At 37.4% G+C, this 14,917-nt stretch carries 10 protein-coding genes and 8 pseudogenes; 14 read left to right on the top strand and 4 right to left on the bottom strand.

The genetic code is table 11. The features are described from left to right. Positions 1-3: 3 nt before the first annotated feature. The 5 genes and pseudogenes from QMQ21_RS08315 to QMQ21_RS08290 form a co-directional block, all read left to right on the top strand. Positions 4-489, top strand: coding sequence for a hypothetical protein (locus QMQ21_RS08315; protein ID WP_000499891.1), 486 nt, complete (start codon positions 4-6; stop codon positions 487-489). 63 nt (positions 490-552) lie between these two features. Then, positions 553-3,629, top strand: a pseudogene (locus QMQ21_RS19290) (type III restriction-modification system endonuclease). A 13-nt stretch (positions 3,630-3,642) separates the two neighbouring features. Next, the gene (locus QMQ21_RS08300) at positions 3,643-4,095 is read left to right on the top strand and encodes a CFI-box-CTERM domain-containing protein (protein ID WP_023936107.1); all 453 of its coding nucleotides are present in this window, start codon (positions 3,643-3,645) and stop codon (positions 4,093-4,095) included. Positions 4,096-4,391: 296 nt separating this feature from the next. Continuing rightward, the gene (locus QMQ21_RS08295) at positions 4,392-4,538 is read left to right on the top strand and encodes a hypothetical protein (protein WP_000770987.1); all 147 of its coding nucleotides are present in this window, start codon (positions 4,392-4,394) and stop codon (positions 4,536-4,538) included. A gap of 37 nt (positions 4,539-4,575) precedes the next feature. Continuing rightward, positions 4,576-4,943, top strand: a pseudogene (locus QMQ21_RS08290) (helix-turn-helix domain-containing protein); the annotation flags it as partial. On the opposite strand, the pseudogene QMQ21_RS08285 reads toward QMQ21_RS08290, so the two are convergent. Then, positions 4,944-5,841 (bottom strand): annotated as a pseudogene (locus QMQ21_RS08285) (IS630 family transposase); the annotation flags it as partial. 573 nt (positions 5,842-6,414) lie between these two features. Then, positions 6,415-7,220 (bottom strand): annotated as a pseudogene (locus tag QMQ21_RS08280) (IS630 family transposase). Positions 7,221-7,283: 63 nt separating this feature from the next. Between QMQ21_RS08280 and QMQ21_RS08275 the strand changes: the two are divergent. The 7 genes and pseudogenes from QMQ21_RS08275 (at position 7,284) to pdxT (ending at position 12,436) form a co-directional block, all read left to right on the top strand. Beyond that, the gene (locus QMQ21_RS08275; RefSeq protein WP_000777026.1) at positions 7,284-7,532 is read left to right on the top strand and encodes a hypothetical protein; all 249 of its coding nucleotides are present in this window, start codon (positions 7,284-7,286) and stop codon (positions 7,530-7,532) included. A gap of 23 nt (positions 7,533-7,555) precedes the next feature. Continuing rightward, positions 7,556-8,110, top strand: a complete 555-nt coding sequence (locus QMQ21_RS08270) for a PduL/EutD family phosphate acyltransferase (RefSeq protein ID WP_261814238.1) — start codon at positions 7,556-7,558, stop codon at positions 8,108-8,110. A gap of 76 nt (positions 8,111-8,186) precedes the next feature. Then, complete coding sequence (locus QMQ21_RS08265) at positions 8,187-8,612, top strand: hypothetical protein (RefSeq protein ID WP_261814237.1); 426 nt, start codon at positions 8,187-8,189, stop codon at positions 8,610-8,612. 419 nt (positions 8,613-9,031) lie between these two features. Continuing rightward, positions 9,032-9,175, top strand: a pseudogene (locus QMQ21_RS08260) (ATP-binding cassette domain-containing protein); the annotation flags it as partial. Positions 9,176-9,723: 548 nt separating this feature from the next. After that, positions 9,724-10,769, top strand: a pseudogene (locus QMQ21_RS08250) (transposase); the annotation flags it as partial. Between the two features lie 208 nt (positions 10,770-10,977). Next, a pseudogene (gene pdxS / locus QMQ21_RS08245) lies at positions 10,978-11,854 on the top strand (pyridoxal 5'-phosphate synthase lyase subunit PdxS). After that, positions 11,855-12,436: a pyridoxal 5'-phosphate synthase glutaminase subunit PdxT gene (pdxT, locus tag QMQ21_RS08240; protein ID WP_023937432.1), complete on the top strand. Its 582-nt coding sequence runs from the start codon at positions 11,855-11,857 to the stop codon at positions 12,434-12,436. It begins immediately after the preceding pseudogene. A 239-nt stretch (positions 12,437-12,675) separates the two neighbouring features. Here pdxT and trhA read toward each other — a convergent pair whose 3' ends face one another. Both trhA and QMQ21_RS08230 read right to left on the bottom strand, forming a co-directional pair. Beyond that, the gene (gene trhA / locus QMQ21_RS08235) at positions 12,676-13,323 is read right to left on the bottom strand and encodes a PAQR family membrane homeostasis protein TrhA (protein ID WP_001097999.1); all 648 of its coding nucleotides are present in this window, start codon (positions 13,321-13,323) and stop codon (positions 12,676-12,678) included. Beyond that, positions 13,320-13,766, bottom strand: a complete 447-nt coding sequence (locus QMQ21_RS08230; protein WP_000858721.1) for a DUF1836 domain-containing protein — start codon at positions 13,764-13,766, stop codon at positions 13,320-13,322. The genes trhA and QMQ21_RS08230 overlap by 4 nt, the downstream gene beginning before the upstream one ends. 134 nt (positions 13,767-13,900) lie before the next feature. Here QMQ21_RS08230 and QMQ21_RS08225 point away from each other — a divergent pair. Both QMQ21_RS08225 and QMQ21_RS08220 read left to right on the top strand, forming a co-directional pair. Beyond that, positions 13,901-14,394 (top strand): annotated as a pseudogene (locus tag QMQ21_RS08225) (GNAT family N-acetyltransferase). Beyond that, positions 14,394-14,912 (top strand): methylated-DNA--[protein]-cysteine S-methyltransferase, encoded by a 519-nt coding sequence (locus QMQ21_RS08220; RefSeq protein ID WP_023934081.1) that lies wholly within the window; start codon positions 14,394-14,396, stop codon positions 14,910-14,912. Before QMQ21_RS08225 ends, QMQ21_RS08220 begins: the two are co-directional and overlap by 1 nt. Positions 14,913-14,917 lie beyond the last annotated feature (5 nt).

Raw genomic sequence — 14,917 nt, 5'->3', positions numbered from 1 at the left:
GCGATGTTCTATCAGCTGACAACTGATAATTGGATAAGTATCGGAGGGATTATAGTAGATTCGATTGCGATTATTGTTTCTATCAGCATTGCAATCTGGGTTACTAGACATGCTTTTAAAGATAACTTAAAACAACATTTATTTGAAAAAAGGATGATATTGTATAGTGATTTTGTTCTACTTTTGGAATACTTGCTTGCAAATCATACAGTTTCTAATCTAAAAAAGCAACATAAGGCAATTGATGAAAATATAACTAAATTATATTTTTTATCTAATAAGGAAATGTATAGTTTAGCCATAGAATTCATTCAAGAACTTGAAGATACTATCAAGAAAGTTGAAGACGGAAAGATACAAGAAGATAATCAAAAACTTATTTCTATTTGTCTTGTACTTAGTGATGCAATGAAGTGGGAAAAAGAGTATTTTAACGATATTACATCATCAAAAGTGAAAGAAATTAAAAAGAAATATAATATGGCGTAACTATTAAATATAGTTATAGATGTGAAATAGTTTATGTGAATTTAATAAAAAGAATATAGAATTATGAAACTACAATTTAAAAAACAACAATTTCAGTTGGATGCGGTTAGTGCCATTGCAGATTTATTTCAAGGGCAAGCCAAACATACTGGAGTTCAGTATATGGCGGATCCAGGTCGTCTCAAGTCAGATGAGGTAGATTTGGTTTTAGATGCTTATCGAAATGCACCGATTCAATTGAGTCAAACAAGTATACGAGAAAATGTTCATACTATGCAAACTCGTTATGGTTTGCGTCCTTCTGATAAACTATCGATTGATATGATTGCTGGACGAGAAGCTTATAATTTTTCCATAGAGATGGAGACGGGAACAGGGAAGACCTACACGTATATCCGTACAATTATGGAGTTGAATAAACGCTATGGCTGGCTTAAATTTGTCATTGTCGTTCCAAGTGTAGCCATTCGTGAAGGGGTTCTCAAGTCTCTACAGATCATGTCAAGTCACTTTCAGATGGAGTATGGGAAGCAACCACGCTATTTTGTCTACGATTCTTCACGTTTAGGTGATTTGGATAGTTTTGCCAATTCGTCAGACCTTCAAATCATGGTCATCAACTCTCAAGCCTTTAATACAAAAGGCAAAGATGCGCGACGGATTCATTCTGAACAGGAAAGTTTCCGTTGGCGCCGTCCAATTGATGTCTTGGCAGCTATGAATCCGATTATGATTATTGATGAACCTCAGTCTGTTGAAGGGAAACAGACAAAGGAAAGACTAAAAGATTTTAAGCCATTATTTACACTACGTTATTCGGCTACCCATAAAGAAAAACATGATATGGTTTATAGATTGGATGCCATGGATGCTTACAATCAAAAATTAGTGAAGAAGATTGCGGTTAAGGCTATTGAGCAAACTGGGACGACCGGGACACAAGGATATCTATATCTACAAGAAATCATTCCACAAAAAACAGGAGCACCCAAAGCAAAAATTGAGTTTGAAGTAAAAACGCAGTCAGGTGTTAAGAGGAAATTGAAGGTGGTGGAAGAACCCTTTGATTTGTATGCTGAATCGGGGAATTTATCTGCTTATAAAGGAATGACCCTTAGTCACTTTGATGCAAGAGAGAACAAACTTCAAGTTGGTGTGACGCAAGAACTTCATGTCGGTGAAGTGATAGGGGAAGTGGATGAGTCTAGCATCAGAAGAATTCAAATCCGAGAAACTATAAAAAGTCATCTCGAAAAAGAAAGTAAACTGTACAATCGAAGAATTAAAGTATTATCCCTATTTTTCATCGATGAAGTGGCCAAGTATAAACAATATGATGAACATAATGATGCCTATAATGGTGAATATGCTCAGATTTTTGAAGAAGAATATCGAAATCAAGTAAACCAGTTTATCCAAACACAGGAACCAACTCCTTATCGTCGATATTTGGAGGCTAATCTTGAAGGAAATTCAGTTCATGCTTATTACTTTTCGGTAGATAAAGTGAAGAAGTCAGATAAGACCATTTTTGTGGACTATAAATCTGCCAGTGAAAAGAAAAATAATCTTCAAATGACATTGATGCCTATGACTTGATTATGAAGGACAAGGAGCGTTTATTGAGCTTTGAAGAGCCAGTTCGTTTCCTCTTTTCTCACTCAGCTCTAAAAGAGGGATGGGATAATCCTAATGTCTTTCAAATCTGTACGCTGAAGCAATCTTCAGCAGAGACTCGAAAACGTCAAGAAATCGGTCGTGGTATGCGTTTAGCAGTTGACCAAAACGGAATTCGTCAGGATTTTGAACTCTTAGGAAATGATGTTCATGAAATCAATAAACTGACAGTAATTGCAAATGAAAGTTATGATCAATTTGCTCGAAGTCTACAAGAAGAAATCAAAGAACTCTTAGCAGAACGTCCTGTAAAAGTGGATGTTACTCTCTTTACGAATAAAGTTCTAACGAATCAAGAAGGTCAAACAATACGAATTACCAAGGAACAAGCAGATTCGATTCATTTTGATTTGATTCGACAAGGCTATATAGACCGTGAAGGGCAATTGACTGCAGAATATTTTACTACAAAAGAAAATCATCAGTTACAACTGTCTGAAACACTAGCAGGTTATGAGGATAAGCTGGTAGAGATATTGGAGAGCGTTTATCATGCTGGACAGTATGAAATTGAAAATGCCAATAATGCGGTAATTCAATTCTCAAATGAGGTCAATCAAGAAAATATTGCCCGAAAAGAATTTTTAAATCTCTGGAAGCAAATCAATCGTAAGACGAGTTACCAAGTAGAGTTTGATGATGCGGAATTGGTAAAACATTCGGTTGACTATATCAATGAGAAATTAGTCGTTAGCAAACCAAGCTTTCATATAACTCAAGCAAGCGCTACTGAGATGAGTAAGGAAGAAGGTCTCCATCTCACAGTAGCTGAGAATGATCGTCAGCAAGAATATCTAACGGATTCGCAGATTATGACCAAATATGATTTACTAGGGGAAATTGCTGAACAGACTGGTTTAACTCGTAAATTGGTTGCGGAAATATTAAGTAAAATCTATGTCTACCAATTTGACAAGTTTAAACAAAATCCTGAAGAGTTTATTCTTAAGGTTTCAAAGCTCATTAATGAACAAAAAGCGAGTCAAATTATCAAGCATATCCAGTATAATGTGTTAAATGAAGAGTATGATATGGACTTGTTTTATGACAATCCTGAAACTGCTAACAGATCAGATGATCACTTACTTGAATCCAAAAAAGGGATTTACAATTTTGTAAAAGTTGATTCCAATACGGAGAAGACCTTTAAAGAATCTTTGGAACAATACGAGGATGTTCGTGTTTATGTGAAGCTACCAGGGAAGTTCAGTATTGCGACTCCGCTTGGGAACTATAACCCTGACTGGGCAATCGCCTTCCGTGAAGGTAGTGTCAAACATATCTATTTTGTTGCAGAAACGAAAGGCTCTATGTCTAGTCTTCAATTAAAACAAGCTGAGCAAGCAAAAATTGCCTGTGCGCGTGCTCATTTTAAAGCGTTAGCTCAAGCTGGATTGATTAGTGATCAGCACATCTATGATGTGGTTTCAAGTTACGAGGAATTATTAAATATTGTAAGATAGAGAGGTAAAAGAAATGGAATTTATTGTATATCGTAAGGGAAGAGAAGTAGCTGTTTTACAACGTAGGAGTGATGCAGAGAGATATGTGCGCTCTAAAACTGGATTTTTTGGTGAACCAGATGCTTACTATCAGATTGAACAAAGAGGTTGTTATTTGACAGAAGCAGCTGTAACTTACAAGGGATTGGCAGATGACTGTGATGAATTGATGACTTTGCGAAAATTCAGGGATTCTTATCTAGCTTTTAAAGATGGTGGTCAGGAGGAAATTGAATCCTACTATAAGATGGCTCCTCAGATTGTTGCCAAGTTAGAAGAACATTCAAATCGTGAGGAAATACTAGAGTCTATCTGGTCAGGACTTGTCTTACCTTGTGTTTCCTTGATTAAAATAGGAGAGAATCAAACTTGCCATCAATTGTATAAAACATATACACTAGAATTGTCTCAAAAAGTGGTCCAATAAAACGAGTAGAGTATAGGAAAAGAGTTCGGGTCCTCGCTAACTTGTATAGTGAAGAGACCCCCTATTCTATTTAGATCCCCAATACCAAAACAAACGTGTCAAACTAATCACTAATAGAACATACTTGGAAGATTTTGAATGGAATGAGGAAGATACAAAGGAAGACAATTTCTCTAGCTGGCTTGATGAAATGGTAGGATTGTAAGGGGGGATTTTTACCCCTTGGGTTTTAAGAGTATATATAATTAAGATAAACTAAAAAGACTAACACAAAAAAAGAAAGTAGAGAAAAGAAAATGAAGTTATTAAAGGGTTTGGGCTTTGCCTTGGTATTGTTTTACATGGTTATATTTATTGGAGTAAACTTTGTGACTGTTGGGGTTGATAATGATAAAAAAGAAGAAACAACAAAAGAGATACAAAGGTATGAATTGTTAGACTAGACTAAAATAAAAAAGCATTATACAATAGTAATATGAAATCAACAAAGAAGAAATCCAAGCTATCAAAACACTTTTAAAAGACTCTAGTACAGCTAAATATCATAAACGCCTTCAAATCGTTCTATTTCGTCTGATGGGTAAATCTTATAAAGAGATTATAGAGCTTTTAGACTGTAATCAAACAACGATTTGGCCAACTGTAAAAAAATATGAGGAGTTCGGACTCGACTCTCTCTTCAAGAAATACGTGGTGGTCGTAACCATGCATATATGACAATTGAGGAAGAGAAAGCCTTTCTTGCCCGTCATTTGAAGGCTGCAGAGGCAGGAGAATTTGTTACAATTGATGCCTTATTTCAGGCTTATACAAAGGAGTTAGGTTCTTCCTACACACGTGATGCCTTTCTCTTTCCACACTTGTTCAATGGGGTTCATCTCTGGTGTGTATGGAGGAATAAATGCAAAGCCAATATTAGTCGGAATCTTTAAGGTACTTGATTTATGCCATATAGCATTGTCCATAACGAGTAAAAAATAACCATATGGATAAGCTTGTGAAAGCTCTTCTAAAAAGGCGTTCATCCACTCAGTATGACATCCACCAGCTATTAAGAAAAATGATTCGCCTGTATGGGCATCAACAGCTCCATAACAATAGCGAAATTCTCGTATATAGTGACTATGGACATGTGGACCTACTCCTATTGGAGACCAACAAGATCCCAGTTTACTGATTCTACCGAAACCAGCCTCATCTTGGTACATCAAGCGAACCTTACGAAAATGCCTACTGGTTTTAAAGCGCTTTCTTGTCTTCTTGAATTGAGATTTTATTTTTAGACGCGACAATGGTTTGAACGTCTGCTTTCTTGGGATGTTCTGGACGTGGCCTAATATTTCGCCAACCATGGCGCTTCAAGAGTTGATAAAAGTCATCACGTGTGTAGGAAGAACCTAACTCCTTTTTATAAGCCTGAAATAAGGCATCAATTGTAACAAATTCTCCTGCCTCTGCAGCCTTCAAATGACGGGCAAGAAAGGCTTTCTCTTCCTCAATTGTCATATATGCATGGTTACGACCACCACGTGTTTCTTGAAGGAGAGAGTCGAGTCCGAACTCCTCATATTTTTTTACAGTTGGCCAAATCGTTGTTTGATTACAGTCTAAAAGCTCTATAATCTCTTTATAAGATTTACCCATCAGACGAAATAGAACGATTTGAAGGCGTTTATGATATTTAGCTGTACTAGAGTCTTTTAAAAGTGTTTTGATTGTTTGGATTTCTTCTTTAGTTGATTTCATATTACTATTATATAATACTTTTTGATTTTAGTTTAGTATTAACATAATCGGCTTTTTCCTCATACCATTGATTAATAGCTGTCATAAATCCGTCATAGTTCCAAGCCAAGTTTTCTGCTAGTGAGAAATTTCCTGAAGACCAGGGGCTCCAAATGTCCTTACTAGACAAGCGTGTGTGATTAATGGTGATCGAAGCTTCTGCTGCACGAATGAAGGTTGTTTTTTCTAGTGCAGTTGACCATTTGATAGGAACATAGCTAGTAACTAGACCTTCGTCTGTTGTTTCTTTTCGAATGGCATTGATACGGTCTAAGATAGCCTGTTTATATGGCGTTAAGAAAGTCCCTTCAATCCCAACTAGAGTAGTACCAGAAGAAGTACTAGTGACCTAAGAGTTTAAGATATTGTAGGATTGACCATTGATTGCTTGAGTGGAAACCAGCCTATCATTAGTGGCTACTGATTGTGATGTAACAATTCCTACCCCAAGAAGTGATAGAGCTGAAATCGTTGCAAGTGTGAACTTTTTAGCTTTGGTGTCCATTTCGTGTCCCCTTATTTTTTATTATATAGTTATTTAGTTTTAAAAAAGCGTTCCAAACATTCAAAAATAGTTGGGACTTCCCTTAATAAATCTGTTACTTTCTTTTTCAAGATAGCCCAAGCTTGCTCAATAGGATTCAAATCCGGTGAATATGGCGGTAGAGGTAAGAAAAAGTGTTTATCTTGGATGCAGAGTTCATCCAAAATGTTCTTGGGATCAAAACTAGCATTGTCCATGATAATAACATGAGGTGTTTTCAAAGCAGGTAGGAGTTGCATTTTGAACCACTCCACAAAGAAATCGCTTGTCATGCTGTTCTTGTAAATCATGGGAGCTATAAACTCTCCGTCTACTTGTCCTGCAACAATTGAAGTTCGCTCAAAACGACGTCCGCTAATCTTTTCATAGACTTTCTCCCCTCTAGGAGCCCCTGCATAAGGACGATAGAGATAGCGGTCGATTCCTGTTTCATCAATATATACGATTGGTAAATCGTTTAGGTTATCCAAAATATCAAGAAACTCAGCGACTTTCTCTGGGTCTTGTTCCTTAAAGCTCGTCATCTTTTTTTGAAGTGACCTTCATCTGCTTTAAAGCTGCCCATACTGAAGGGATAGCACAATCAAAATGTGCCGCAATTTCCCGTAAAAAAGCATCTGGATGAGCCTCTACAAAGGATTTTAATTCCTCTAAAGGAATCTTTCGGTTTTTGACGACTCGCTTTTTCCTCTCTAAGTGTCCTTGTTCACGTAAGTTCTTTTTCCATGTGAAGAGAGTTCTGACGCCGACATCAAAAACCTTGGCTGCCTCGACATGGCTGTGCCCCCTCTTTGATGTAATCTAATGCTCGCTGTTTAAAATCTGTACTACATGCATAGCTTTATTATAACATGCTTGTTTGAAACTCAGCGACTATAAAATATTAGCAATAAGCTTATTTAGAGATTTTAATATAGGAGGTGAAAAATATAGAGCAACAAACTTTTATATCTATACTTTTGTTGAGAACTTAGAAAGTATAGGAGATAAACCGTCACAATGGAACTCTGATTTGAATCATTTACTCAATGAAGAGGGTATGTATCTGAATAAAGAGGCTTTGATTCATTTTGAGTATAATGAATCAGAAAAAAATATGGTATTATAAATAGGAAAAGGAGATAAATTATCATGGAAATTAATCAAGTAATCATTAACATTTCTGCTAGACATGTTCATTTAAAGAGGGAACATTTAGATATTTTATTTGGTGAAGGATACCAACTAAACAAGTTAAAAGATTTGTATCAGCCTGGTGAATTTGCTGCTGAAGAACAGGTTACAATTCAGTCGGCATCTGGCGAGATTAATCGTGTCAGGGTATTAGGACCAATTCGTCCTTATACACAAGTTGAGGTTTCTAAAACAGATTCTAGATTATTAAAGATAACTCCACCAGTACGTACTTCGAGTGAGATTGAAAACTCTTCACCGATTACCATTATAGGACCTAATGGAAGAGTTAATTTAGATGAAGGGTGCATTATTGCTAATAGACATATTCACTTTGCCACAGAAGAAGCTGAGGAAATGGGTCTTAAAAATGGAGATATAGTTTCTGTTGAAGTAAAAAGCGAAAAAAGTGCTACTTTGCATGATGTTCATTGCAGAGTGAGTGATAAATATAGATTGGAAATGCATATTGATACTGATGATGCGAATGCACTTCTTTTTATCAGGAGGTGAGATTGGCACGATTATAAAAGAGTAGAAATGGAGATTATCGAAAGTTGATTAAGGCATTAATAATTAGAATTTTCAAATGTATACTAGATTTTTTCCAGTAGCTCTATTCCTGAATCGATTGTTAGATGCCATTTTTCAGCTTTTAGGGTATTGGTTAATTGCTCATTATCTTTTTAATAACAAATTAGTAGTTAGTCAAGTAGAAGTGATTGATTATTTTACTTTCGCTGCTGCTGGGATGCTTTACTACAATGTTGCTGTTGCTATTTTGATGAATGTAGGGCGTTCATTGATGGTTGAGGTTCGAGAGGGAACCTTGGAAAGCTTATTTATAACTCCATATAGTATTTTCAGCTATTATATAGGCGTGTTCATTGAACAGCTTGGAAGAACTTTTATGGAGTTTTGTTCACTTTTTATTATTTCTATTTTGCTCGGTGCAAAGTTCATGGCAACTCCAATATCCTATTGGCTGTTGAGAGTTATGTTGTTATTGTTTTAATATCATTTTCTATGAGTGTTTTTGTTGCTAACATAATGCTCTGGTTAAGAGATACATTTATAAGTCAGAATACGTTATTTATTTTGATATTTTTAGTATCTGGTGTTACATTTCCTAGGACAGTGCTTCTTGATTTTCTAAAATGTGTTGGTGATTTATTACCAATTACTTATGGCTTAGAGATAGTTAGACTAATATCTTCTGGAGATTTGGAATCGCTTCAACTATGTCTATTGATTTTTAAAGTTTTACTTCTCTCATTAGTTTTTATTGTGATTGGCTTGCTCAGTTATAAAAAGATGGAGAAGAAAGTGATCGAATATTTAACAATTTAGGAGAATTCCGATGTTAGAAGTAAAAAATGTATCTAAAAGTTATCTTACAAAAACGAAGATTAATTTACTAAAAAGAAAAAGTAAGCTATTAATAATGTTTCATTAAAAATTCCAAGAGGAAAAATAATTGGAGTTTTAGGAGAAAATGGGGCAGGCAAAACAACCTTAATAAAAATGATGACAACGCTTCTAAAACAAGATTCAGGAGAAATTACAATTAATGGATTGATATTAATGATAATTTAAAGGATACTCGAAGTAAAATCAATGTTATAAGTGATGGAGAGAGAAATCTTTTTATATGGTCTAAAATTGATACTTCAATTTCATATGACCACTTATTGAGAAAATTAACATCTGAATATGATGTGTCAGAGAAAAAAGCAGATAAAGACTTGAAAAGAATTATTAACCAATTTAGTGAACTTGAGTTTGTTTCAGTTAATACTCTTCGAAAATCAAATTCAAACCGCGTCAGCGTCGCCTTACCGTACTCAAGTACAGCTTGCGGCTAGCTTCCTAGTTTGCTCTTTGATTTTCATTGAGTATAAGGGAGGTTAATGTTGCTTTTTCTGAAATATATTTAATGCTTATATCGAAAATACTTAGAAAAGTCTTGAAGTTTTGTGGCTCTTTATCAACTTGTAGTGGGGTGATGAAAAGAGTGGTTAATACTAGACATACTTCAAAAAGCATTGTACGATAGTAACATGAAATTAGCTAAACAAGAAATCACCTTTCTCTTTAAAGACCTTACTAAGCCTCTAACACAAAGTCTTCCAATCGTTCTGCTTTGTTTGATGGGAAAATCCTATCAAGAGATGATAGAGCGTCTAGACTGTAGTTTGGTGAAATTTAAAGAAGGATGAGGAGTTAGGTTCGGACTCTCTCCTTCAAGAAAGACGTGGTGGTTGTAACCACGTTTATATGACAGTCAAGGAATAGATAGTTTTCCAGTCATTTGAAAACTTCAGAGGAAGAGGAAGTTGTTACAGTAGATTTCCTGCAAAATCTAGATTGAATTGTAATAAAAATGAATTCATTGCTTATAACGTACCTACTAGGATATACAGGCCGTTGTAGGACAAGTGTTCTAGAGATTGTTTCTCAGGAGGTTTAGTGATACTCCATTTCTTCAGTCCTATCAAAAGGAGATTAGTCGTTCCTACACAGGTGATGCTTTCTGTCAACTGTTGAAGCGACATAGCTGGCGCACTGTTGCCCTAGATCCTAAGAAAGCAGGCGCTCAAACCATTGCCGCGTCTAAACATCCCATCTCTATTCAAGAAGGTAAGAAAACGCTTTAAAGATAGTAGATGCTTTCGTAAGCTTGGGTTCATGCATCAAAGATGAGACTGGTTTCGGATAGGCAGTAAACTAGGATCTTGTTAGCCACCTAAAGGAATAGGTCCTCCTGTCCATAGTCATTCCGTGCATGAATTCTCTTACTGTTAGAGAGCTGTTGATGCTTATAGAGGAGCATCCTTTTTCCTGCTTGCTTGGAGGATGCCATACTGAATGGAGGAAAGCTTGTTTACAAGAACTGTCACAGGCCTATCCAACTGATTTTATTTTACTAGTCATGGATCATGCCCTAGGGCATCCATCAAGTAGCTTAACTATTCCAAATCATATTGGCTTTCCCTTTATTCCCCCATACAGGCCAGAGATGAATCCTATTGAACAGATGCAGAAAGAGCTTGGTGAAGGTGGCTTCCAGAATAAAGCATTTCAAACCTTGGAAGCTGGCATTGATACATTTCAAGAGATCATACAAGGATTAGAGAGGAGTGTTGTAAAGTCCATCGTTAAAAGAGAATGAACCAGAATGCTTTTTGAAAATAGATATGAGTATTAGTTGAACTGCCCTATGCCGAACGGCACCTACGGTGGTGTGAGAGGGACTAGTCTTAGCCCCTACTCGATTCAATCTGTACCCACACAATTCTTCTTTTTTTATCTTGTGATTCACTCTGTTCTATTTTAAAATGAAATGGTAGCTACCAATATAAATGATGAGGATAAAACAAATGACTGAAAATCGTTATGAATTAAATAAAAATTTGGCACAGATGCTCAAAGGTGGGGTTATCATGGACGTTCAAAATCCTGAACAGGCTCGTATTGCAGAGGCTGCTGGTGCGGCTGCTGTTATGGCTTTGGAGCGGATTCCAGCTGATATTCGTGCAGCTGGTGGTGTTTCCCGTATGAGTGATCCAAAGATGATTAAGGAAATCCAAGAAGCGGTTAGCATTCCAGTGATGGCTAAGGTTAGAATCGGGCATTTTGTTGAAGCTCAGATTTTAGAGGCTATTGAGATTGACTATATCGATGAGAGTGAAGTTTTATCTCCAGCTGACGATCGTTTCCATGTGGACAAGAAAGAATTTCAAGTACCTTTTGTCTGTGGAGCTAAGGACTTGGGGGAAGCCTTGCGTCGTATCGCTGAAGGTGCTTCCATGATTCGTACTAAAGGAGAGAACCGGTACAGGAGATATTGTCCAAGCTGTTCGCCATATGCGTATGATGAATCAGGAAATTCGCCGTATTCAAAACCTACGCGAGGACGAACTTTATGTTGCTGCCAAGGAATTGCAAGTCCCTGTAGAATTGGTTCAATACGTCCATGAACATGGGAAATTGCCAGTTGTAAACTTCGCAGCTGGAGGCGTTGCAACGCCAGCAGATGCTGCACTTATGATGCAATTAGGGGCAGAGGGTGTATTTGTCGGTTCAGGTATTTTTAAGTCAGGCGATCCTGTTAAACGAGCGAGTGCCATTGTTAAGGCTGTGACTAACTTCCGTAATCCTCAAATCCTAGCTCAAATCTCTGAAGATCTAGGAGAAGCTATGGTTGGTATCAATGAAAATGAGATCCAAATTCTCATGGCTGAGCGAGGAAAATAGATGAAAATCGGAATATTGGCCTTGCAAGGTGCCTTTGCAGAGCATGCAAAAGTGCTAGATCAATTAGGTGTCGAGAGTGTTGAAATCAGAAATTTAGAGGATTTTCAGAAATCTCAGAGTGACTTGTCGGGTTTGATTTTGCCTGGTGGTGAGTCTACAACCATGGGCAAGCTCTTACGAGACCAGGACATGCTGATTCCCATTCGAGAAGCCATTCTATCTGGTTTACCAGTATTTGGAACCTGTGCAGGCTTGATTTTGCTGGCTAAGGAAATTACTTCTCAGAAAGAGAGTCATCTAGGAACTATGGATATGGTGGTCGAGCGCAATGCCTATGGGCGCCAATTAGGAAGTTTCTATACGGAAGCAGAATGTAAGGGAGTTGGTCAGATTCCAATGACCTTTATCCGTGGTCCAATTATCAGCAGTGTTGGAGAAGATGTAGAAATTCTAGCAACAGTGAATAATCAAATCGTTGCAGCCCAAGAAAAAAATATGTTGGTAACTTCTTTTCATCCTGAATTGACTGATGATGTAAGCTTGCACCAGTACTTTATAAATATATGTGAAGAAAAAAGATAGTAAAAAAGCGCAAAAAATCACTTCCTGTGCTATACTATAATTGAAATTTTTTTAGTTTTTGCGTTAGAAATGTTTCCTCAGTCCTAGCGCCTTTTCTTTTTGATAAGTATGCTTGGTGGAGAGTAGTTTGTAAATGATTCTGAAGATCTTATGAGCACAAGCAATGACGGCTTTCATATTGCTTCCTCTTTAGGAAATTCGATTATAAAACTCTAAGCAGGCTCTGCCTGCTTAGAGTTTTACATGTAATAAACAATGGCGATGTATTGGAGTGCGGACGCAGCTAGGATAAAGAGATGCCAAATCATGTGGAAATAAGGTTTTTTCTTGGCGTAAAATCCAGCCCCAACTGTATAAGAGAGTCCGCCAGTTACCATGAGACTCCAGAAAATTGGTGTCGTTTGACTGATAATGGCAGGAATGATAGCCAGAACCAACCAGCCCATAATCAGGTAAAGAGCAAGGCTAAATTTTTCATTGACTTTTTTAGCAAGGATTTTATAGAGAATACCAAAGATGGTCGTTCCCCATTGGATAGCAATAATCAGATAGCCAAACCAGTTATTCATCAAGGTTAAGACGACTGGCGTATAAGAGCCTGCGATAGCCACATAAATCATAGAATGGTCAATAATTCTCAAGACGTATTTGTGGGTCGAACCATAGGCCATAGAGTGGTAAATGGTGGATGAGAGGAACATGAGAAAGAGACTGATAACGAAAATGGAAACGCCGATAGAGGATAAAAAGCCATGTGCTTCGTAACTATAGGTGGATGAAATAGGGAGTAAGATGAGCATGATGACTGCACCCACAGCATGGGTCACACTATTAGCAATCTCTTCTCCGAAACTGAGTTGTTTGCTGAGTTTAAGACTAGTGTTCATTGGATTACCTCCTCTTGAGTATGATGGATTAAGGCTAGGGTTTGATGATAGAGTTTAACGGTTTGGCAGCTGGTTTGGATGATAGGGTTAGCTGGGTCAATTCCTTGGTTCATGTAGTTCACAAAAGCATCGTAGAGTTGCTCTGAACTTGCTTGACTTTGTAGAGTATTCAGTGTCTGAGCGATTTCTTGAATCGAAAATACAGACTTGAGGGTTGTGATAGCAATCAGACGGGCAATCTGTTGACGTTGGTATTTTTTCTTGTCAGGTTTTGTCAGGTAACCATGTTTGACATAATTGTTAACCATAGATGCTGTCAGGCCTTTGTCTTTATCAGGAGAGATAGGGGCACAGACCTGATTGACATAGAGTAAAACCTGGTCCAGATAGAGGTCAATATTTGGAATTTCTGCCCATTTTGGGTAGGAAAAGGTAGTTTTCATTTTCAACTCCTTTTTATCTAGTTTTAATAACTAGATTATAAAATAACAAAAACAGAAAGTCAAGTTTTAACTGCTTGTAGAAAGACTTAAATTATGCTAGGATGGGAGAAACTAGTCAGAAATGAGGAGAAAAGATGGAGATTCGTTTAGCTTTTCCAAATGAAGTAGATGACATCATGCAAGTGATGGAGGATGCTAAAAAATGTTTAGCGGATGCTGGTAGTGACCAGTGGCAAAATGGTTATCCAAATGCTGATATTATTATTGAAGATATTATCTCAGGTCAAGCCTATGTAGCCTTGGAAGAGGGAGAACTACTAGCCTATGCTGCTGTGACCAAGAGTCCAGAGGCAGCCTATGAAGCCATTTATGAAGGCAACTGGCAAGTTGGGGAGTCAGAGTACCTAGTCTTTCACCGTATTGCTGTGGCAGCAGATGTGCAGGGACAGGGAGTTGCTCAAACCTTTTTAGAGGGCTTGATTGAAGGTTTTGATATCTAGATTTTCGCTCAGATACGCATGCTGAAAACAAAGCTATGCAGCATATTTTTGAAAAACTCGGTTTTAAACAGGTTGGTAAGGTTCCAGTTGATGGCGAACGCTTGGCCTATCAAAAATTAAAGAAATAATGCAAAAGAAGTATGTAAAAATGCTCTATTCTTCGCCGATTGGCTCCCTTTCTCTCGTAGCTGATGACCATTATTTGTATGGAATTTGGGTTCAGGAGCAGAAGCATTTTGAGAGGGGACTAGGAGATGAGACGATAGAAGCAGTTGTTAGTCATCCCATTTTAGACCCAGTTATTACTTGCTTAGATGCTTACTTTAAAGGCAAGCCTAAGGATTTATCCGACTTGCCCTTGGCTCCAATTGGAACGGATTTTGAAAAGCGAGTTTGGGACTATTTACAGGGAATTCCTTATGGTCAGACAGTGACATATGGGCAAATAGCCCAAGACCTGCAAGTGCCTTCTGCTCAAGCAATTGGTGGAGCGGTAGGACGCAATCCTTGGTCTATTCTAGTACCTTGTCACCGTGTGCTGGGAGCAGGCAAGCGTCTGACTGGTTATGCCGCAGGAGTGGAAAAGAAAGCCTGGCTCTTGGAGTATGAAGGCGCAGATTTTAAAGATATAAATAATAGAAAGTGAAAGAC

It is taken from the genome of Streptococcus bouchesdurhonensis (genome assembly GCF_948472335.1).
Note: the sequence above shows the minus strand (reverse complement) of the source record. Positions and strands in the feature narration are given on the sequence as shown.